The sequence below is a fragment of the Streptomyces callyspongiae genome, from assembly GCF_047200695.1.
In the GTDB taxonomy this organism is placed as follows: Bacteria; Actinomycetota; Actinomycetes; order Streptomycetales; family Streptomycetaceae; genus Streptomyces.
Window position 1 is genome coordinate 161,972 of the sequence record NZ_JBJZOM010000003.1, and the last position, 18,857, is coordinate 180,828.

An 18,857-nucleotide genomic window follows, 5' to 3' on the forward strand; every position below is an offset into this window, starting at 1 on the left:
TGACCTTCAGGCCGAATCGGCCGGGTAGTGCTGGGCGTCGAGCAGGGTGGTCACCAGCCGGCAGGAGTCCTCGAAGGTGCTGCCGTCGGTGCAGGCGATGTTCACTTTGGCCTCGATGATGCGTACGGGCACACCGCCGATGGTCGAGAGAGAGGAGGAGTCCGCGAGAAGTTTCAGGACCGGTGGGCGGCGGCGCTGACTGATGCGGCCGACGAGGTGTGCGCCGGTGGCGTGGACGGCGGCGAGGAAGTCGTTGCTGTCGAATCCTCGGTCCCACAGCACCAGCATTCCAGGGGTCAGGTGATGCAGTAGCCGGCTGGCGTAGGAGGTCTCGCCCTCCCGGGTAGGCCCGAAGACCGCGCCGATCACCGCGCGCGTTCCGGTCTCGACCAGTGTCATCAACTCGATCTGGGGATGGCCGCCATGCGGGCACCGCCCCAGCCGGGCCCGGTTCCGTTCGCTGTCCGGCACCTTGATCGAGCTGCAGCCGTCGAAGGACACCGTCCGGAACGAGCCGAAGCGCACTCCGGGGGTGTGGGGTTGGGCCAATACTCCGGCCACCACCTCGAACAGGGCCTTCACCGGGGCGCATCCCACCCGCCGGCGCAGATCACGTAGACCCTTCGTGCTGGGGCCAGGCAGGACGCCGACAAGGGCAGCAGCCATCTTGTCCCGGACCAGTCGGTACCCGACCTCTGGGAACAGGCACATCGCCACCACGAAATACACACCGACCCTCGAGGGCAGCCCTCGCAGCCGCCGCTGGACCGCGCGGGTCTCCTCCAGAACGGCGTCCACCAACTCGAAGGGGAGAAACGGGGTCAGGCCGCCCAAGTGCCCAGCCGCGAAGCACCCCGTGGCCGGAGTGCCGTCGCACGCGAACGTCGATAGGGCAGGCGGGGATGCAGAATGAAGAGACAACGTGGCTCCGTGAGCAGGACGTCTTGGTCGACACCTGTCTCAACGGGGCCACGTTGCTCACGTTCCGATCGGAAGGGCCGTTTCGTCCTCGCTTGCGCCCCCGGCCCGGACCTTGACTACCCGGCCTTGGGGGAGCTTCACATGCAGCAGTCCCCCTGGAACGTCCACTACAACTACCTTCGGCCGCACACTGCCGCCGGGAACCGCCCTCCAGCCTCCCGACTCCACACAGGCGTCACCAACCTCATGACCTCATACACCTAGGCATCCGTATACCAAGACCGGCCCTGTGCCCAGCGGGTCACCCACCCCGTGAAACCGGGCATGCCCGGCATCAGGGATGCGTCCGGCCGAGTACCGAAGGGCACCGCACCGTTCTCATCGATGAGCCAGACGTGACCGCGCTGCGGGCGGGAAACGATGAGGTGCCAGTACATGCCGCAGCCGTCCGTGCCCAGCAGCAGTGAGCCGTGGTCGGTCACGGAGTCCGTCCGAGCCTCAAGCTCCTGCTCCGACAGTACCTGCGCGCTCCCTTCCTCCTCCCACAACCACGGCGCCGACAGTGGAAAGGTTCCGCCAGCAGGCGTTCAGGGCGGTACGAGCCCCAATCCGAGGGCGTTTGCGCGAAAGGCAGCAAACCGTAGTAGGGCGGTCCCGCGCACGGTCCGTCGCAGATCTCCGCCACGAGTGTGCGGTACGGCTCCGGGAGCACGATGCGGTGCTCTGCTTCGAAGGACCGCACCGCCTCCCAACCGGCCGGTGGCGCCGCCGCCGCATAGGAGGCGAAGATGTCGCGGAGGGCCGCGATCTCGGATGGGTCACAGCTTTCCGTGTTCACGCTGATCATCATGCAGGCCCCGAAAAGGACGACCCAGCGCGAGTCCGCTGAGCGAGGAGCGCGACAGCCCAGGGTCGGCTCAGGAGAAGACGCCTGCCGGGTCGAGGAGCAGCGAGTCCAGGAGTGCGGCGGTCGCTGCAGGGTCTGTCGTGTGATGGACCGTGCGGATGCCCAGGGCCCTCGGCCGGGGCAGGTTCTCGGCGTGGTCGTCGACGAACCCGCACCCCGCCCCCGTCAGCTGCAGCCTCTCCAGAGCTCGCTGATAGATGAGAGCTGACGGCTTCCTCACGCCTCCGGCTGGATCTGTACGGTCGATGACAGACGTGACTGTCTCTGCGGAGGCTCCCCGCTGGTCGACCGGGCGCAGGCTGAGGAGATCCGGCTGGCGGGTGAGGGCGGGCTGCTGTCCGCAGGAGACGGCTCCAACGGCTCTCCCGTAGGGACTGACCGCGTGGGGGGGGTGCGCGACTGACATCCACAAACTGACATCAATAAGCGTGCACTCCGACGCATCGAGGCACACCCCGCGACGCGGGCGCGGAGCACACGGACCCATGGCATACTTGCAGTATGGCAACCCGGAAGATCACCATCACCGTGCCGGAAGAGCTGGCGGAATCGATCAAAGAACGCGTGGACGCGCGCGGGGTTTCCGCCTACATCGCGGCCGCCGCCGCTCATCAGGACGGCATGGACCGACTGCGCGAGTTGGCCGAATGTCTCGAAGAAGAGCACGGCGCCGTGACGGAAGACGAACAGCAAGCAGCGCTGGACCGCATCGCCGCCATCGACGGTTGGCATGACGAGGGGCGATCGAGCTCGGACGAGGCTGCGTGAGTCGCACCGCCCGAGCGAAGCTGCAGCGGCCACGCCGGCGCGTCTTCGTCTTCGACTGTGAGGCGCTCTCCAAGGCGGTTCAGGGTGATCGGGAGATGGCCGCGTTGATCAAGACAGCTCCGCGGCTCGACATCCCGATCGTCACCTCGGCGCTCACGACCTTGGAGGCATGGGACCCTCGCGAAACGTCGAGGCAGGCACTGTGGAACTGGACGCTGTCCCGGATCCGGGTCGTCCACACGGACGACCATGTGATCGCCATGGCGCGCGACATGCTCAAGGCGGTCGGCCTGCATGGGCACAAGTACGCCATCGACGCCGTTCTGGCGGCTGTGGCCGGGCGGGAAGCCGCGCAGGGGGCTCAGGCAACCGTCTTCACGTCCGACACCGACGACATGAATCAACTCCTCGCCGGACGCTCCGTGCGAGTCGAGAAGGTCTGACGCCTGCACCGCTCGCACCTCAGCCTCATTCCGAACACGCGCCGAATCCCGAGCATGCCCCCGTTGGACGACGGCCACGGCCACGCATCCAGCACACACGGGCACGGGAAGCACCATGAGAACGTGTGAACTACGGAGGATTGTTTCCTCTCGTCAGACAGCTCGTAGCCTGCATCCCCGCAGGTCACCACCTCGCCCAGGGAAAACCCCTAAAGCGGGTGTCGCAGGTTCGAATCCTGCCGGGGGCACCAGGCTGACCAGCGTCAACGCCCTCGTGATCTCGGATCACGGGGGCGTTGACGGTTGTATTGACGGCAGCCCCCTGCTCTACCGTCGCCGCTTGAGCGTCCATGTGGCTCATCGCGCCCCGGCGGCTGTCATCGTTCACGCGGGTGTACACGTTCATCGTGATGGCGATCTGCGAATGTCCGAGGATCTCCATCACGACTCGGGGCGGCACGCCGGCCGCGAACAGCAGAGACGCGCAGCCATGACGGGTGACCCGCCCTACGTCCTACGTGCAGGAGTCCCGTTCGAGGCCGAGTTGCCCGCGCTCGCCGTAGGAGACGACGCCGTCGTGCTTGGCTCAGTGGCACCCGACGCACGCCGGACAGATGGAGGCACACCCTGATGAATCCCGTTGCGTTGCCGTTCTTCCCCTATCATCCGGCCCCCGTGGCATCAGGTTCCGTTGAGCCCAGCAGTGGGCCTTGCGTGTGCTGCGGACAGCGCCGGGGCTATCTGTACCACGCGTCGATGTACACGGCGCAGAACCCGAACGGCACGGTGTGCCCCTGGTGCATCGCGGATGGCTCAGCAGCCCAGCGATTCGACGCCGAATTCTCCGATGTCTCTGATCTCGACGGAGTTGAGGCGTCGACCATCGAGGAGGTGGCACGTCGAACTCCGGGTTTCATCGGCTGGCAGCAGGAACGGTGGTTGCAGCACTGTGGCGACGCGGCCGCGTTCCTGGGGCCCGCCGGCGCAGCGGAACTTGCAGGTCTCCCCGAGGTGACCGATCAGCTTCGGCAAGAGATGCGTGCCTGGCGCTGGCAGGATGAACTCATCGATCGCCATCTCGCAGCATTGGACCGAGACGGAATGCCGGTCGCCTTTCTCTTCCGGTGTCGATCCTGCGGTGCCCACCTCGCTTACACCGATGGGACCTGAGTAACGCTGGAGTCGCACTACAGCAGCGGAGTCCAGCAACTCGGGCGCTCGTGCTGACCACAGCGTGCCATCAGAAGTCGTGAGGCCTCTGTGCGCCTGCCGACAGCTCCGGTGCACCGGGCGTACGCCTTCCGCCCGTGTTCGGGCGGAAGCCAGCCTGGGTCAGGGTTGAACACTGACGCTCCGGAGGTGATGCACCATGGGCACGCAGTCGCGTTGTGGAGCGACGACCGGGAAGGGCACTCGGTGCCGAAACCTGGCGATGATCGGAGCATCACGGTGCTACCACCATCGCGGTGCTTGGTCGTCGTACACCATCGAGCGGCGCAAGGCCAAGGAGCGCAAGCGCCGCAAGCGGTGACCACCCGATCCGAGCAGACGACTCCACGCTGACCGGTCGGTGGCCGACGCCCTACGCCTCAGGTCTGCTCGATCTGCTCCGCCAGGTCGACCAGGTCAGCAGCGTGCAGGTGGAATCGGTCCGAGGGGGCGGGCGGGTCACCGACAGGGCGGGCCACGTAGGCGGTGCGCAGACCGAGGCCCTGTGCTCCGCGCAGGTCCCAGGCGTGGGCGGCGACCATCAGAAGCCGCTCCGGCGGTCTTCCGGCGACGGTGACGGCCAGCTGGTAGACCGCCGGGTCGGGCTTGCAGGACTGTACGTCTTCGGCCGACAGGGCTTGGTGCCAGCGCAGTCCGGCGTGGGCGTTGAGCTCCAGCAGCGCTGTCCGGCTCGCGTTGGAGAGTCCGATCAGCGGGAACCGTTCGGCGAGTCGGGCGAGCCCCTGCTCGGCGTCGGGCCACGGCGGGAGCCTCCGGCCCGAGAGCGCCAGGGCTGCCACCGCGGTCGGATCGTCGACGCCCGCTGCCTCGGCGACGAGTTGAGCGGCCTCCCGGTCGAGGACCTGGCTTGCACGGTAGGGCCGAGCGCCGTCCAGCATGCGCCGTTGCTCGACGGCGATGTGCTGCTGCCACAACGACAGCAGACGTGCGACCCCGCGCTGATCGAGCGAGGGATCCAGTTCACGAATGCCGGCACGGATACCGGCGGGTTCGTCGACGAGCGTGCCGAGCACGTCGAACACGACGGCATCGATCTCCGGCTCTGACATGGGCGAGACCTCCAGGACGCAGCAGGGCACGTGCGTGTCTGCTGTCCGAACACGGCGGAACGCCGTCCTGCTTCCCGGTCCGCGCACGAGAACCCCGCGGGCTCCCGGGACCGTTCTCCCCGCACCCGTCGTGCTCGTGACGCCAGGAGCCACTGACGGTGCGGGGACGGCGGAGGTCGGGGCGATGGTCGCCACGCGCCCGCCGCTCGTCACCGCCTCCCGCCGGCTGCGCCGACTTCCGGTGCGGCGGCGTCGGCTTCGGGCACGGCGGCGTCGACTTCGGGCGCGCGGGAGCGGACGAGCCGCGACGCCCACCAGCCGCCTGCGGTGAGGGCGACGAAGCCGGCCGCGGCGATCCAGAGCATCGGGGAGTCCGGCTCGCGCGCCGCTCCGCCCAGGGCGGTGAAGACGAGGGTGGCGGGCAGGATGCCCAGGACGGTGCCCGCGAGGTAGGGCACGAACCGCACCCCGGAGAGCCCCGCCCCGTAGTTGACGGCGGCGAAGGGGAACAGCGGGACCAGGCGCAGCAGGAGCACCGCGGGGAAGCCGCGCCGGGACAGGAAGCGGTCGATGCCGGCGAGTCGGCCTCCGCCGCCGGTGTACCGGGCCACGGCGGGGCGGCCGAGTACGCGGGCCAGGGCGAACGAGAGTGCGGCGCCGGCCGTGGCTCCCGCGACGACCGCGGTCGCGCCCACGGGCAGGCCGAACAGCGCCCCCGCGGAGGCGGACAGCAGCGAGCCGGGAAGCAGAGCCGTCGTCGCGAGCGCGAAGGTCACCGCGAACAGGGCCGGGCCCCACACGCCGAGGGCGCCGACGAAGTCGACGGCGCTGTCGAGCGCCCGGCCGCCGCCGAGCGCCGCCCATGCGCCGAGACCGGCGAGCAGGACGGTCAGTGCCAGCAGCCTGACCGTGGCGCCCCGGGTGGTGCGGCGGCGTCCTGTCGGCTCCGCGGGCGGCTGCCGGTCCCGTTCGTCCATGGTCGCGTGGTTCCTTCTCGGAGGTGCGGCGTCCGCCCGACGGTAGCGCCGGGCCGGGTGGACCGCCCTCCGGGAGGGGGTGTTCCCGGGCGCTCGGGTGGGTGGTGTGCCCGACCGGGTGGTGCCGTCCGCCGGTCCGGTCGGCGGCGCGCCCGGTGCGGTGGCCGCACCGGGCGTGTCCTGTTCGTCCCGGTACGCCCGCCGGGGCGATACTCGGGCCATGATCAGCGCACTCCGCGCCCGCCTCCTCCCGGAATCGCAGCGGCGGTCGCTGGAGGACCTCTCGGACGACCTCGACCTGTCGGCGGGAGATGCCCGGGCGAAGCGTTCGGCGTTCTGGGCCATGCTGACGCTGTCGTCGTTCATCGCGGCGGGCGGTGTGATCACGGACTCGACGGCGACGGTGATCGGCGCCATGATCATCGCGCCGCTCTCCACGCCGATCATGGGGATCGCCGTGGAGTCCGTGCAGCGGAGACGGACGGGCTCGGTCCTCACGGTGCTGCTGGGGAGTCTGCTGGTCGTCGCCGTGGGGGCGCTGTTCTCCGTCGCCGTCCCTCCCGACTACGACCTGCTGTCGAACAGTCAGGTCGCGTCACGGACCTCGCCGGGCCTGATGGATCTGGTCGCCGCGATGGCGACGGGACTGGCCGGTGCGGTCGCGCTGGCCCGCCGGGACGTGTCGGCCGTGCTGCCGGGCGTCGCGATCGCGATCTCCCTCGTCCCGCCCCTGGTGGTGGCCGGGGTGTGCCTGGGGCACGGGTCGGGATGGCTGGCCCTGGGCGCCCTGGTGCTGTTCCTGTCCAACCTGTTCGCCCTGGTCTTCGGCGGCATGGTGATCTTCGCCGCGCTGGCCTACCGCCGGCAGCCCGGGGCAGGGGCGGAGCGGCCGACCCGGCGGACGTACGCCGCGCTGGGACTGCTGTTCGCCGTGGTGTTCGTGCCGCTCGCCGCCAACACCGCGGCGACACTGCTGATCGAGCTCTGGACCGCCCGGGCGAAGACCGCCGCGGAGGAGTGGCTCGGCGGACGGCGGGGGGCGTCGGTGATGAAGGTGGACGCCGCCTCGCACACGCTGTACATCCATGTGCGCGTCCCGGGCGGGCCGCCGCCGGTGGCGGATCTGCTCCACCGCCTGCACGGCCGGGTCCCGGACGGCGTGCCGGTGGTGGTGGAGACGACGCGCGGCAGGAAGATCGACGCGGGCGCGGTCGGGGACTGACGTCCGTGGGGCGCCGCAGGAGCCGGTCCGGACGTCGCGGGCCGGGGCGTGGTGGACTGTCCCGATGGATGCGCCGGTGCTGTACCTGTTGGGATGTGCCGCCCCTCCGGTCCTCGACGTCGCGGGCGTCGTCGACGGGGCGCTGCGGGACGGGTGGGACGTGTGCCTGGGGGTGACGCCGGTGGCGCGCACCTGGCTCGGGGAGGAGCGGGTCCGGGGTCTGGAGGAGGCGACGGGCCGCCCGGTGCGCAGCGCGCCGCGCACTCCCGAGGAGACCGATCTGTGGCCGGCTGCCGACGTGGCGGTGGTGGCGCCGGCGACGTTGAACAGCGTCAACACCTTCGCGCTGGGGCTGACTCCGGACTTCGTGGCGGGGTTCGTCGCGGAGGCCGTCGGCAAGCGGTGGCCGCTGGTGGTGATGCCGTCCGTGAACAGTGTGTACGCCACCCACCCGCAGTTCGGCGCGAGCATCGCGACGCTGCGCGGGGCGGGCGTGCGGGTGCTGTACGGGGAGGACGGGGGCTTCGTCCCCCGGCCGCCGGGTGTCGCCGGGCCGGAGGACTACCCGTGGCACCTGGCGCTGTCCGCGGCGCGGCGGCTCGTCCGCCGGGCGTGAGGGTTCCGACCGGTTCCGCGCTCCCCCGGGCCGCGGACGCGGGCGTCCGCGGCCCGGGGGCCGGAGCGGGACGGGTCAGGCCGGGGTGCCGGGTGCCCCCAGGTCGTGGATGCCGAAGCCGAAGCCTTCGGCGCTGAGCGTGCTGTCGGTGACCGTGACGCCGGAGGTCTCCAGCGGGCGGGGGACCGCGCCGGGCGGGACGGTGCACGGCAGCGGCATGGTGACGGGCTCGCGGCGCGGGTTGACGACGACCAGGTAGCGGCCGCCCCGCAGGTGCACCAGCGGGTAGCCGGTGTTGAGGATGCGCACGCTGCCGGTGGGGCCGAGCTCCGGTGTGGTGCGGCGCAGTGCGATGAGCCGGCGCACCAGGTGGAGCAGCGAGTCGGGGTCGTCGCGCTGGGCGGCCACGGTGGGCCGGTCGTGGTCGGGGTCCAGGGGGAGGTACAGGTCCTCGGCGGGGGCGGTGGAGAAGCCCGCATTGGCGGTGTCGTCCCACTGCATGGGGGTTCGGGATCCGGCGCGGTTGTACTGCGGGCCGAGTCGGCTGCCCTCGTGGTCGGGGAGGCCCGGCACGTAGCGCATGCCGATCTCCTCGCCGTAGTAGAGGGCGGGGAGGGTGGGCCAGGTGAGCTGGAAGGCGAACGCGGCGGGGAGTTCCGCTCTGCTGCGCGGTTCCGTGGCCAGCCGGGAGAAGTCGTGGTTGGAGGTGGGCAGCACGACGTGGCCGGTTCCGTGGAGGGCGGCCTCCGCGTTCTGCCAGGCCCGGACGAACGTGTCGGGGGTGCCCTTGCCGTCGGCGTGGAACCAGCAGTCCTGGGGCTCCCAGGCGGTGTCCACGGTGCCGCCGCCGTTGCTCCACAGGGAGCGCATCGGCAGCCCGTTGTCCGGCCCGCCGAACTGGAGGAAGAAGTCGCCGTGGAAGCCGGCGGGGACGGAGACGGCCGGGTCGCCCCACTCGCTGAGCAGCACCGCCTCGGGGTGCGCGCCGTCGAGCCAGCGGCGCAGTTCCTGCCAGAGCGCGGTGGTTTCGACGTGCCCCGGGTCGTCCTTGACCAGGGAGGACGCCATGTCGACGCGGAATCCGGAGAGGCCGAGGCGCAGCCAGTGGTCCATGATCTCGCGCAGCGCGGCCCGGTTGGCGCGCGGGCCCTCCGCGTCGACGGGCTGCCGCCACGGCTCGTCCGCGTTGCTGCGCGTGTAGCCGAAGTTCAGTGCGGGCTGCGAGACGAAGAAGTTCGGCAGGTAGGCGCCGGGCCGGGGGCCCGGCGAGGGGGCGAAGCCCTCGGGGACCGGTCCGCTGCCGTCGGTCCAGATGTAGCGGTGGTCGTCGGGGTCGTGGAGGGCGTGCTGGAACCAGGCGTGGCGGTCGGAGGTGTGGCCGGCGACGAGGTCGAGGAGGATGCGGATGCCGCGGCGGCGGGCGGCGTCGACGAGCGTGGCCAGGTCGTCGTCGGTGCCGTAGCGCGGGGCGATGCTGAAGTAGTCGGAGACGTCGTACCCGCCGTCGCGGAAGGGCGAGGCGAAGCACGGATTGAGCCAGACGGTGTTCACCCCGAGCCAGGAGAGGTGGTCGAGGTGCGCGGTGATGCCGGCGAGGTCGCCGATGCCGTCGCCGTCGGAGTCGGCGAAGCTCTGCGGGTAGATCTGGTAGAGGACGGCTTCGGAGAGCCACGACGGGGCGGGCGCGAGCGCGGCGTGGGGGGAGGTGGTGTGGTGCATGCGGCTGACGGTCTTCCTTCGCAGCGTGGTGCCTGGGTGTGCGGACCACGATGCCCCGCACGCGGCCGTGGGCGGAAGACCCCGGGGCGGGCGCCCGGCGCGGGCCGTGCCCGGTGCCGGGTGGGAGCGGTCAGAAGTCGTCGCGGATCGACCGCAGCAGTTCGGGGGTCTCGCTCGCCCGTGCGGCCTTGACGACGAGCCGGTTGAGGACGTCCCAGTACCGGTGCACGTCGGACGGCTTGTCGGGGTAGACGGCGGTGGTGAGCTGCTCCAGGTACACCATGTCGGGCAGTTGGCCGCCGGGAAGCCGGAGCATGGTGACCGAGCCGCACATGGCGGGGTGGCCGCCGGAGGAGAACGGCAGCAGCTGCACGGTGACGTGCGGGCGGCCCGCCATCTCGGTCAGGTGGTCCAGTTGGGCGCGCATCACCGCTGCTCCTCCGAGCGGGCGCCGCAGGGCCGCCTCGTCCACGACCATCCACAGGTGCGGGGGGTTCGCGCGCTCCAGCAGGTCCTGCCGGAGCATGCGGAACTCGACGTGCCGGTCCACCTCGTGGCTCAGCGCGGAGGGGTGGCCCAGTCGCACGACCTCACGTGCGTAGTCCGCGGTCTGGAGCAGGCCGGGGACGAACTGGACCTCGTACCCGCGGATGACGTCGGCGGCCTGCTCGGCTCCGAGGTAGTCGTGGAGCCATGCGGGGATGACGTCGGAGTAGCGGTGCCACCAGCCCGGGGTGTTTCCCTGGATCGCGAGGGCGCGGACCGCGTTCCGCTCGTCCTCGCCCGTGACGCCGTAGGCGGCGAGGAGGGCTTCGACGTCCTCGTGCTTGCTGCCGGTCCGGCCGTGCTCGAGGCGGCTGATCTTCGAGCGGGACACGCCGATCGCGGCACCCGCCTGGGCCCGGGTCAGTCCTCTCCTCTCCCGCAGCGCGCGGAGGCGGGCGCCCAGCGCCATCCGGGGGACGGTGGGGCCCTGGCCCTGCCACCGGGACTCGGTGAGGCCTCTGGGGGTGCCCGCCGCGGTCGCCGCAGGGGTGCGCACGGTGGGTGAGGTCTTCACGGTCAGCTCCGTCGTCCGTCTCGGGCCGCCCGGGCGCCGCGGGGCCCCTCGGGCGCTGCCATGTTCGCATGGCACATGTACCCGGGGGAGGCGCACGGGGGGCGCACACGACGACCCTCACTCCCCCGGCTCCCGGGGGCCGGCAAACGTGGCCGAGGGGTGAGATGCGCCACGACCCGCGACGGGGCTCGGAGCGGCCTGCCGGACGGCCGGTCCGGTACTCCCTCGCGCCGCTCCCGTGCAGCGACGCCCGTGAACTGCGGATTTCGGTCCCGCGCGCCACCGGATGCACTCGGACGGTGGTGTCGCGGACGACCGCGGCGGCCGCCTCCGGACAGTCCCCGTCCGGCTGCGGCGGGTGAAACTGTCGGTCACCTCCTCTAATCTTGCACACATGTCCACTCCGTCTACACCGACGCCTTCCCGTGCGTCGTCCGCCGACGACGCGAACGCGGCGATCCGCGCCTTCGTCGCGGGCCGCAAGGTATGGACCCCTTCCGACCTCCAGGAACTGGCCCGCCTGCGCCAGGCATGGATGCACGCCGTCCAGGGGTCGGTGACGCGGGCCGCCTGACGCGGCCTGCCGGCGCCGACCACGGAGCACACCCGACAGCCCCGGACCCGGGCGGGTCCGGGGCTTCCTCGTGCCGCGGTCGGGCACGGCGGACGACACACCGCGCACTCTTTCGGTCCGCGGGCCCGATTCCGCGTGGTCGGCCTGCCCGCCCGCCGCGGCAGCGTCGTCGTCAGGCGCAGGACGGGAGACCGTTGGGCGGCGGCCCGCGCCGGTGAGCGGGCCTCGAGGGCGCGAACGCGGCGGCGCGCCCCCGACGGGCACCCCGGCGCACCGGGGGCGTGCGCCGGTGCGCCGACGTCATTCGCCTGCTGCGGTCGCGGCGGCGACGGCTTCCCGCTGCACCCGTCCGAGCACGTCCGCCGGGTCGTGCCCCGGCTCCACCGCTGCACCGATCTCCGGCCCGAGGCGGGCGGAGGTCCTGCTCCAGGTACTCAGCCCCGTGGGCGCGAAGCGGGCCGACCCGAGCGCGTCGAGGAAGCCCCACAGCTGCCGCTCCTCGCGGTCGGCGCGGAGCGTGCGCACGTCGCCGGTGGTCACCGGGAGCCGGGTGTGGGTCCGCGCGTAGTCGAGGAGGTAGTCGCCCTCGAAGACGAAGTCCAGGAGAGCGCGGACCTGGTCCAGGTGCCCGCCCTCCTGGAAGGCCATGGTCCAGTCGGCGGCCGCGGTGGCCGTCCGGCTCGGCCCGTCACGGCCGGGCATCGGGGCGGTTCCGAAGCGCACTCCTTCGTCCCGGGCCCGTTCGATCAGGCTCGGGTCGCCGCCCAGCATCCCGACCTCGCCGCGGGCGAAGGCACCGTACAGGTCGCTGCGCGGGGTCTTCGCGGGCTCGGGGTTGGTGAGGCCCGGTTCGACCAGCTCGTCCCGCAGCCACTCGAGGGCGGCGACGTTCTTGGCCGAGTCGAAGGCGTAGGCACCGCCCTCGTCCAGGTAGCCGCCGCCACCGCTGCGGGTCCAGCTCAGCACCTCGTCCTGGGCGGAACCGTCGGCGAGCGGAAGTCCGTACGGCGTCGGCACGCCCACCGCCTTCAGGGCGCGGGCGTCCGTCCGCAGCTCCTTCCAGGTGCGGGGCGGCCCCTCGACACCGGCCTTCTCGAAGAGGTCCTTGTTCCAGAAGAGGGCGCTGGTCACCGCGGAGAACGGAACGCCGTACTGTTCGCGGCGCACGGAGCCGGCTTCGACCAGGCTCCCCTGGATCAGGGCCCGCGTGGAGGGGGACATCATGTCCCGGGCGCCGTAGAGAAGGTCCTTCTTCGCCCAGTCGGCGAACATGCCGCCGGTCTGCGCGAGGTCGGGAGCGTGGCCCGCGCGGACCCGCTTGCGGATCTCCGCGTCGACGGCGTCCGGTCCGTAGAGGTCGACATCGACGTCGATGGTGGGGTGGCCGCGGCGGAAGTCGCCGATCAGCTCGTCCCAGAACTGCCGGGAGCTGTTCCCGGCGCCGTCGCCACGCTCGATCGCGACCACCTCGAGCGTGACGTCGTCGCTGAGGGGGTTCTGCCCACCGCACCCTGCCAGCGCAAGGAGCAGCAGGAGCGTCAGTCCTGTCGCCGTGGAACGGGTCCGGTGCCGTTTCCGCACTCCCCATCACCCCCACTCTCGGGTGAACAGTGGCCACGCCGGGGAGGTGACCGCCCCCGCGACGCAGCGGAGTCTTCCGCAGCCGCGGGATCAGGTCCAGGACACAGCATGTCTCACTTCCGCATCACCTTCAACGGGGATGTACATGCCCCCCGCGTCTCCTCCACAGAGTGGTCACTGGATGCGGTGCCGGAGCAGCAGCATCGCCGCGTCGTCCTGCAGCGGGTGCTCCACGTGGGCCACGAGATCCTGCCGGACCGCGTCCAGAGCCGTCTGCGGGTCCGGGTCCTTGAGCAGCGGCATCCGCTCGGAGAGCGGGTAGAAGCGCCCGACGGGGTCGCGGGCCTCGGTCACACCGTCGGTGTAGAAGAGCAGCTGGTCGCCCGGGGTGAAGGGCTGCCGGTACGGCTCGGGGGCGTGTGCGGCCAGGTTGCCGAGGCCCAGCGGCGGCGCAGGGTCGGGGACCTCCACGTGCGCGACCGAGCCGTCGTGCCGGACCAGCAGCGGCGGCGGGTGCCCGAAGTCCAGCAGGGTGACCGCGTCGTCGACGACCTCCGCCAGGACCGCCGTCACGAACTTCTCGTCCGAGAGGTGCCGCCCCAGCGCACGTTCCAGGCGCTCTCCCACGGCGACCAGGTCGTTCTCGTCGTAGGCGGCCTCCCGGAACGCGCCCAGCACCACTGCCGCGGTTTCGACGGCGGTGAGGCCCTTGCCCTGCACGTCCCCCACGATGAGCCGGACGCCACGGGGCGAGGTGGCGACCTCGTACAGGTCTCCGCCTATCCGCGCCTCCGCGACGGCGGAGGTGTAGGAGACGGCGATGCGCAACGGCCCGACGCTGAGCGGGACGGGGCGCAGCAGCACGCGTTGGGCGACCTCCGCGATGCTGCGGACGCTGGCGAGTTCGACCTCGCGCCGTTTGCGGCCGGCCGTGGCGAGCAGGCCGGCGGCGGAGACGCCGGAGACGCCGATGAGTGCGGTGGTGCCCCGCCGGTCGCCGAACTGGCCGTTGTACAGGCCCAGCAGGAAGCACAGCAGCAGCGCGAAGACGCTGATGGCACCGGTGCGCCGCAGGCTGCCGGAGAGGCCGGCGAAGGCGGGTCCCAGCGCGATGAGCGGAAGGAAGCCGACGTCCGGGCCGGCCGTGATGTCGACGGCGGCGACCGAGCCCATCGCCATGAACGGCAGCCATGCGAGCAACCTCCCGGAGCGGTTGCGGGGATACTCGGCCAAGAGGGTCTCCGGCAGGTCGGCGGACGCCGTTCGGGCGACTGTCGAACCCAAGCTTCGCAGTGATGTCGTGTCCTGCACAAAGCTTTGAGGAACAACCGGAGTCGGGAGTGGTCAGGCCGGACGCGCCTCCCGGGCCGCACCGCCGCGGGCCTCTGCGATCTCCCGCAACCAGGCGGGCTTGTCGGCGAGTTCGAGCAGCAGGAGAAGCCGGGTGAGCGGGTCCTCCCACTCGCACTGCTGCGCGTCGGTCTGGGTGCACAGGGATGGCGTCATCGCGAACTCCACTGCTGTCATCGATACCCGGACACGGGGCGATCAGGTCGTCAGGCGGCCGGAGTTGTCGTCTGTTCCCTCATCATCCGCCGTCGAGCGGCTGTCTGCAAGCACATCTGCAAGAACGAGTGCAAGGACGGCTGCAAGAACACGTGCAAGAACAGGTGCAAGCACATCAACCTGTGGCATGGTGCAGGACATGCACATCGACCACGCCATGCAGGACCCCCGACTCCAGGACGTCACCTGGCGCAAGAGCCGCCGCAGCAACCCCAGCGGCAATTGCGTCGAACTCGCCGAACTCGCCGACGGCGGCGTAGCGGTGCGCAACTCCCGTTACCCGACGGGCCCCGCGCTCCTCTACACCCCCGCCGAGATCACCGCGTTCATCCAGGGCGCGAAGGACGGCGACTTCGACGACCTCGTGCGCGTGGAGAACTGACCGTCCTCCCGCGCACGTCGCACCGACCCCCGCACCCGACACACCCCGAACCCCCGAAGTCCCGTCGTGCCCGCACCCGTCACGGGTGCGGGCACGACGCGCGGGATCGCGCCACCGCGCGGTGTTCGGCTGTACGTGCAGCGTCGGGAGTGGGACACTGGGCAGCCTGACGACTACCCAGGGAGCAGGGGCCACGTGATGGCAGCACAGCCGGATCCGGAGAACCGCTCATCGGTCAGGCGCATTCTCGACCACCCGCGAGGCGGACCGACGATCCTGCGCATCGTGCTCGGCACGCAGCTGCGCAGGTTGCGGGAGGCTGCGGGCATCAGCCGTGAGGCGGCAGGCGAGTTCATCCGAGGCTCCCACGCGAAGATCAGCCGCCTGGAGCTGGGCCGCACCGGCTACAAGGAGCGGGACGTCGCGGACCTGCTGAAGCTCTACGGGGTCGACGACCGCGAAGAGTGCGAGGGCTTCCTCGCGCTGGCCCGCCAGGCGAGCCTCCCGGGCTGGTGGAACAAGTACAGCGACGTGCTGCCGCCGTGGTTCGAGCAGCTCATCGGCCTGGAGGAGTCGGCTTCGGTCATCCGCACCTACGAAGTGCAGTTCGTGCCAGGGCTGCTGCAGACCCCGGACTACGCCCGGGCGGTGACGCGACTCGGCCACCCGCGGGCCGACGACTCCGAGATCGAGCGCCGGGTCCGGCTGCGGATGGACCGTCAGCGGGCCCTGGACAGCGAGTACGCCCCGCGCCTGTGGGCCGTCATCGACGAGGCGGCGCTGCGGCGCCCCCTGGGCGGCGACCACGACGTCATGCGCGAGCAGATCGACCACCTGCTGAAGATCGGGGCCCGGCGCAACGTCACCCTGCAGGTGGCGCCGTTCCACGTCGGCGGACTCGCCGCCGCCGGCGGGCCGGTGACCATACTTCGCTTCCTGGAGCCCGACCTCCCCGACGTGGTCTACCTGGAACAGCTCACCACCGCCCTGTATCTGGACAAGCAGGACGAAGTGGAGAACTACATGGTGGTCATGGACCGGCTCTGTGCCGCCGCGGACGCGCCTGCGGCCACCACGGCCTTCCTCAAGGAGCTGCGCGCGTCCCTCTGAGGCCGGAGAACCTGAGGTCGGAGAACGGACGACGAGCGGGGCCCCTGCCGATCGGATCGGCAGGGGCCCCGCTCGGGCGCGGCGGTCGGGGCGTCACGGCACCCGGGCGACACCGCCGAACTCGAACCAGTCGCCCGTGTCCGGCTCCTTGAGGGCGAGCTCGGAGTCCGGGCGCCAGTCGTTGATGCGGCCCAGCCCCGGCTCCACGACCTCCAGCCCCTCGAAGTACTTCTCCACCTCGTGCGGCTCCCGCACGCGGCCCCAGTGCCCCTGGGTGGTCTCGTCCATGAAGTTGGTGACCGAGTCCCGGGTCTCCTTGTTCTCGCTCACCAGCTGGTTCAGCACGATGAAGCTCCCCGACGGCAGCTTCTCCACGACACGCTTCAGCAGCTCCTCGGGGCCCGGGTCGGGGATGCAGTGCATGACCGAGACGAACAGCGCCGCCACGGGCTGCTCGAGATCGATCAGACGCCGGACCTCCGGGTGACCGAAGATCTCGTCGGTCTGCCGCATGTCCGCCTGGATGACGACCGTGCGCTCGTCCTCCTCCAGCAGCGCGCGACCGTGGGCGAGCACGATCGGGTCGTCGTCGACGTACACCACGTGCGAGCCCGGGTCGATGCGCTGCGCGACCTGGTGCACGTTGTCCTGGGTGGGCAGGCCGGAGCCGTGGTCGAGGAACTGCCGGATGCCGTGGTCCTCCGCCAGCCTGCGCACCACGCGCTGCAGGAAGCGCCGGTTGTTGATCGCCAGCGGCTTGGTGCTCGGCACCACCTTGTCCAGTTCTGCCACGGCGGCACGGTCCACCGCGTAGTTGTCCTTGCCTCCGAGGTAGTAGTCGTACATCCGCGCCACGCTGGGCACGTTCACGTCGACCTCGGACAGCACGGTGCGGTTCTCCTGCCGCATGTCAGACCTCACAACTCTCGAGCCGAGCCTCAGCGGGCGGGCGGTGCCGCGCACGTCGTCCGCCGCCGGGCCCCGCCTCGCCCCTCAGCCTGCCACGTCCACATGCGTTGACGCCACGTCAAGTGCAGTATTCACACGTTCCCTTGACAGGCGCACGCACCGCGGTCGCGCGCCCCGCGCGTCGCGGCCCGCCGCGAACCCGCGCGCGCCTCCCCGGCGCGGAGAAGGGAGCGGCGCAAGGATGGGGACATGCTGCTGGCCGACATCGCCCGTACCTCGCTCGCCGTCACGGCCACCGCCTCCCGGACGGAGAAGGTGGCGCTGCTCGCCGCGCTGTTCCGCACCGCCGAGCCGGCGGAGGCGCCGGTCGCCCTCACCTACCTGGCAGGGAGGCTTCCGCAGCGCAGGACCGGCATCGGCCCGCGGACCCTCCGCGACCGGCCCGGGCCCGCGCCAACGGCCTCCCTCACCCTCGAGGAGACCGACCGCGCCCTGGACCGCATCGCGGCAGTGTCGGGCACGGGAGCACAGGCGGAACGCCGCCGACTGCTCGCCGCACTCCTGTCCGCCGCCACCGCCGAGGAGCAGGACTTCCTGGTCCGCCTCCTCGGCGGCGAACTCCGGCAGGGTGCGCTCGACGCCCTCGCGGTCGAGGGGCTGGCGGCCGCCGCCGGCGCGGAACCCGCCGACGTGCGGCGGGCCGTGATGCTCGGCGGCTCCCCGGGAGCCGTGGCCCGGGCCGTGCTGGAAGGCGGGCCCGCGGCGCTCGCCGGGTTCCGGCTCGAAGTGGGCCGCCCGGTGCTGCCGATGCTCGCGCAGACGGCGAAAGACGTGGACGAGGCCCTGGACCGGCTCGGTCCGTGCGCCGTCGAGGAGAAACTGGACGGCATCCGCGTCCAGGTCCACGTCGACCGCACGGCAGCGGCGTCGGCGGCCGGCGCCGTGCGGATCTGGACCCGCACCCTGGACGAGATCACCGAACGGCTGCCCGAAGTGGTCGCCGCCGCGGCCGCGCTGCCCGTGACCCGCGCCGTGCTGGACGGCGAGGTCGTCGCCCGCGCACCCGACGGCCGGCCCCGCCCCTTCCAGGAGACCGCGGGACGCGTCGGGTCACGCCTGGACGTCGCCGGCGCCCGCCGCGCCCTGCCGGTGTCCGTGGCCTTCTTCGACCTGCTCACACTCGACGACACGTCCCTGCTGGACCGTCCCGCCGACGAGCGCGGCACCGCACTGGCCCGCGTCGTGCCGGCGGAGCTCCGCGTGCGGCGGACGACGGCCGCGGACCCGACGCGGCAGGACGTGCGCCGCGCCGCGCGCGCCTTCGCCGAGGAGGCCCTGGCGCGCGGTCAGGAAGGGGTCGTCGTCAAGGCGCTCGACGCGGGCTACAGCGCCGGGCGCCGCGGTGCCGCCTGGCTGAAGGTCAAACCCGTGCACACCCTCGACCTGGTCGTCCTCGGTGCGGAGTGGGGCCACGGACGCCGGACCGGGCACCTGTCCAACCTGCACCTGGGGGCGCGCCGTGCGGACGGCTCGTTCGCCATGCTGGGCAAGACCTTCAAGGGCCTCACCGACGCCCTCCTCGCCTGGCAGACCGTGCGGCTGCGGGAACTCGCGGTGCGCGAGGAGCCGTGGGGAGTGGTGGTACGCCCCGAACTGGTCGTCGAGATCGCCTACGACGGGGTGCAGCGCTCCACGCGGTATCCCGCCGGCGTCACCCTCCGGTTCGCCCGCGTCCTGCGCTACCGCGAGGACAAGGATGCGGCCGGCGCGGACAGCGTCGACGAGGTCCGGAAGGGGCTGCGCGACTGAGGGGCTCACCGGGC

At 71.6% G+C, this 18,857-nt stretch carries 19 protein-coding genes and 3 pseudogenes; 10 read left to right on the plus strand and 12 right to left on the minus strand.

Annotated elements, in window-relative coordinates; genetic code table 11:
• Positions 1–6: 6 nt before the first annotated feature.
• Positions 7–921, minus strand: coding sequence for a transposase domain-containing protein (locus ACL06G_RS03750; RefSeq protein ID WP_412835414.1), 915 nt, complete (start codon positions 919–921; stop codon positions 7–9).
• Between the two features lie 156 nt (positions 922–1,077).
• Between ACL06G_RS03750 and ACL06G_RS03755 the strand changes: the two are divergent.
• Positions 1,078–1,185 (plus strand): annotated as a pseudogene (locus ACL06G_RS03755) (IS481 family transposase); the annotation flags it as partial.
• Here the strand turns inward: ACL06G_RS03755 and ACL06G_RS03760 are convergent.
• Positions 1,182–1,771: pseudogene (locus ACL06G_RS03760) on the minus strand (SMI1/KNR4 family protein). The pseudogenes ACL06G_RS03755 and ACL06G_RS03760 sit on opposite strands and share 4 nt — an antisense overlap.
• 67 nt (positions 1,772–1,838) lie before the next feature.
• Positions 1,839–2,048, minus strand: coding sequence for an HAD family hydrolase (locus ACL06G_RS03765; protein WP_412835415.1), 210 nt, complete (start codon positions 2,046–2,048; stop codon positions 1,839–1,841).
• Between the two features lie 281 nt (positions 2,049–2,329).
• Here ACL06G_RS03765 and ACL06G_RS03770 point away from each other — a divergent pair, with 281 nt between their 5' ends.
• Positions 2,330–2,596 carry a hypothetical protein gene (locus ACL06G_RS03770; protein WP_412835416.1) on the plus strand — a complete coding sequence of 89 codons (267 nt, stop codon included), beginning with the start codon at positions 2,330–2,332 and terminating at the stop codon, positions 2,594–2,596.
• A complete protein-coding gene (locus ACL06G_RS03775; RefSeq protein WP_412835417.1) occupies positions 2,593–3,039 on the plus strand; it encodes a hypothetical protein in 447 nt (148 codons plus the stop codon). Before ACL06G_RS03770 ends, ACL06G_RS03775 begins: the two co-directional genes overlap by 4 nt.
• 346 nt (positions 3,040–3,385) lie before the next feature.
• Here the strand turns inward: ACL06G_RS03775 and ACL06G_RS03780 are convergent.
• A pseudogene (locus tag ACL06G_RS03780) lies at positions 3,386–3,535 on the minus strand (tyrosine-type recombinase/integrase); the annotation flags it as partial.
• Positions 3,536–3,669: 134 nt separating this feature from the next.
• Between ACL06G_RS03780 and ACL06G_RS03785 the strand changes: the two are divergent.
• Positions 3,670–4,209: a CbrC family protein gene (locus ACL06G_RS03785; protein ID WP_412835418.1), complete on the plus strand. Its 540-nt coding sequence runs from the start codon at positions 3,670–3,672 to the stop codon at positions 4,207–4,209.
• Between the two features lie 419 nt (positions 4,210–4,628).
• On the opposite strand, the gene ACL06G_RS03790 is transcribed toward ACL06G_RS03785, so the two are convergent.
• Both ACL06G_RS03790 and ACL06G_RS03795 read right to left on the minus strand, forming a co-directional pair.
• Positions 4,629–5,318: a haloacid dehalogenase type II gene (locus tag ACL06G_RS03790; RefSeq protein ID WP_412835419.1), complete on the minus strand. Its 690-nt coding sequence runs from the start codon at positions 5,316–5,318 to the stop codon at positions 4,629–4,631.
• 209 nt (positions 5,319–5,527) lie between these two features.
• Positions 5,528–6,295, minus strand: a complete 768-nt coding sequence (locus ACL06G_RS03795; RefSeq protein ID WP_412835420.1) for a TVP38/TMEM64 family protein — start codon at positions 6,293–6,295, stop codon at positions 5,528–5,530.
• 220 nt (positions 6,296–6,515) lie between these two features.
• Here ACL06G_RS03795 and ACL06G_RS03800 point away from each other — a divergent pair, with 220 nt between their 5' ends.
• Complete coding sequence (locus tag ACL06G_RS03800) at positions 6,516–7,517, plus strand: DUF389 domain-containing protein (protein ID WP_412786731.1); 1,002 nt, start codon at positions 6,516–6,518, stop codon at positions 7,515–7,517.
• A gap of 64 nt (positions 7,518–7,581) precedes the next feature.
• A complete protein-coding gene (locus tag ACL06G_RS03805; RefSeq protein WP_412835421.1) occupies positions 7,582–8,133 on the plus strand; it encodes a flavoprotein in 552 nt (183 codons plus the stop codon).
• 75 nt (positions 8,134–8,208) lie between these two features.
• Here ACL06G_RS03805 and ACL06G_RS03810 read toward each other — a convergent pair whose 3' ends face one another.
• Complete coding sequence (locus ACL06G_RS03810) at positions 8,209–9,852, minus strand: alpha-amylase family glycosyl hydrolase (RefSeq protein ID WP_412835422.1); 1,644 nt, start codon at positions 9,850–9,852, stop codon at positions 8,209–8,211.
• Positions 9,853–9,982: 130 nt separating this feature from the next.
• Positions 9,983–10,912 carry a Sco1979 family transcriptional regulator gene (locus tag ACL06G_RS03815; protein WP_412786734.1) on the minus strand — a complete coding sequence of 310 codons (930 nt, stop codon included), beginning with the start codon at positions 10,910–10,912 and terminating at the stop codon, positions 9,983–9,985.
• Positions 10,913–11,306: 394 nt separating this feature from the next.
• Between ACL06G_RS03815 and ACL06G_RS03820 the strand changes: the two genes are divergently transcribed.
• Positions 11,307–11,486 (plus strand): hypothetical protein, encoded by a 180-nt coding sequence (locus ACL06G_RS03820; protein ID WP_412786735.1) that lies wholly within the window; start codon positions 11,307–11,309, stop codon positions 11,484–11,486.
• 300 nt (positions 11,487–11,786) lie between these two features.
• On the opposite strand, the gene ACL06G_RS03825 is transcribed toward ACL06G_RS03820, so the two are convergent.
• The 3 genes from ACL06G_RS03825 to ACL06G_RS03835 all read right to left on the minus strand — a co-directional run bounded on the left by ACL06G_RS03825 (position 11,787) and on the right by ACL06G_RS03835 (position 14,573).
• On the minus strand, positions 11,787–13,067 hold the full coding sequence (locus tag ACL06G_RS03825) for an extracellular solute-binding protein (protein ID WP_412835423.1): 1,281 nt from the start codon (positions 13,065–13,067) through the stop codon (positions 11,787–11,789).
• 174 nt (positions 13,068–13,241) lie between these two features.
• Positions 13,242–14,246: a PP2C family protein-serine/threonine phosphatase gene (locus ACL06G_RS03830; RefSeq protein WP_412835447.1), complete on the minus strand. Its 1,005-nt coding sequence runs from the start codon at positions 14,244–14,246 to the stop codon at positions 13,242–13,244.
• 165 nt (positions 14,247–14,411) lie between these two features.
• Complete coding sequence (locus ACL06G_RS03835; protein WP_412786737.1) at positions 14,412–14,573, minus strand: hypothetical protein; 162 nt, start codon at positions 14,571–14,573, stop codon at positions 14,412–14,414.
• A gap of 199 nt (positions 14,574–14,772) precedes the next feature.
• On the opposite strand from ACL06G_RS03835, the gene ACL06G_RS03840 reads away from it, so the two are divergent.
• Positions 14,773–15,015, plus strand: coding sequence for a DUF397 domain-containing protein (locus ACL06G_RS03840; RefSeq protein ID WP_412786738.1), 243 nt, complete (start codon positions 14,773–14,775; stop codon positions 15,013–15,015).
• A gap of 198 nt (positions 15,016–15,213) precedes the next feature.
• The gene (locus ACL06G_RS03845; protein WP_412786818.1) at positions 15,214–16,125 is read left to right on the plus strand and encodes a Sco1979 family transcriptional regulator; all 912 of its coding nucleotides are present in this window, start codon (positions 15,214–15,216) and stop codon (positions 16,123–16,125) included.
• Between the two features lie 93 nt (positions 16,126–16,218).
• Here the strand turns inward: ACL06G_RS03845 and ACL06G_RS03850 are convergent, their stop codons facing one another.
• Entirely contained in the window at positions 16,219–17,034 is an 816-nt protein-coding gene (locus ACL06G_RS03850; RefSeq protein WP_412786739.1) for an SAM-dependent methyltransferase, read from the minus strand.
• 249 nt (positions 17,035–17,283) lie between these two features.
• Here ACL06G_RS03850 and ACL06G_RS03855 point away from each other — a divergent pair, with 249 nt between their 5' ends.
• Entirely contained in the window at positions 17,284–18,843 is a 1,560-nt protein-coding gene (locus tag ACL06G_RS03855) for an ATP-dependent DNA ligase (protein WP_412786740.1), read from the plus strand.
• Positions 18,844–18,857: the final 14 nt, after the last annotated feature.

Coding starts and splice junctions, on each gene's coding strand:
- ACL06G_RS03770 (WP_412835416.1), top strand. CDS start 2,330: ATGGCAACCCGGAAGATCACCATCACCGTGCCGGAAGAGCTGGCGGAA.
- ACL06G_RS03785 (WP_412835418.1), top strand. CDS start 3,670: ATGAATCCCGTTGCGTTGCCGTTCTTCCCCTATCATCCGGCCCCCGTG.
- ACL06G_RS03790 (WP_412835419.1), bottom strand. CDS start 5,318: ATGTCAGAGCCGGAGATCGATGCCGTCGTGTTCGACGTGCTCGGCACG.
- ACL06G_RS03795 (WP_412835420.1), bottom strand. CDS start 6,295: ATGGACGAACGGGACCGGCAGCCGCCCGCGGAGCCGACAGGACGCCGC.
- ACL06G_RS03800 (WP_412786731.1), top strand. CDS start 6,516: ATGATCAGCGCACTCCGCGCCCGCCTCCTCCCGGAATCGCAGCGGCGG.
- ACL06G_RS03805 (WP_412835421.1), top strand. CDS start 7,582: ATGGATGCGCCGGTGCTGTACCTGTTGGGATGTGCCGCCCCTCCGGTC.
- ACL06G_RS03810 (WP_412835422.1), bottom strand. CDS start 9,852: ATGCACCACACCACCTCCCCCCACGCCGCGCTCGCGCCCGCCCCGTCG.
- ACL06G_RS03820 (WP_412786735.1), top strand. CDS start 11,307: ATGTCCACTCCGTCTACACCGACGCCTTCCCGTGCGTCGTCCGCCGAC.
- ACL06G_RS03830 (WP_412835447.1), bottom strand. CDS start 14,246: ATGGCGATGGGCTCGGTCGCCGCCGTCGACATCACGGCCGGCCCGGAC.
- ACL06G_RS03835 (WP_412786737.1), bottom strand. CDS start 14,573: ATGACGCCATCCCTGTGCACCCAGACCGACGCGCAGCAGTGCGAGTGG.
- ACL06G_RS03840 (WP_412786738.1), top strand. CDS start 14,773: ATGCACATCGACCACGCCATGCAGGACCCCCGACTCCAGGACGTCACC.
- ACL06G_RS03845 (WP_412786818.1), top strand. CDS start 15,214: ATGGCAGCACAGCCGGATCCGGAGAACCGCTCATCGGTCAGGCGCATT.
- ACL06G_RS03850 (WP_412786739.1), bottom strand. CDS start 17,034: ATGCGGCAGGAGAACCGCACCGTGCTGTCCGAGGTCGACGTGAACGTG.
- ACL06G_RS03855 (WP_412786740.1), top strand. CDS start 17,284: ATGCTGCTGGCCGACATCGCCCGTACCTCGCTCGCCGTCACGGCCACC.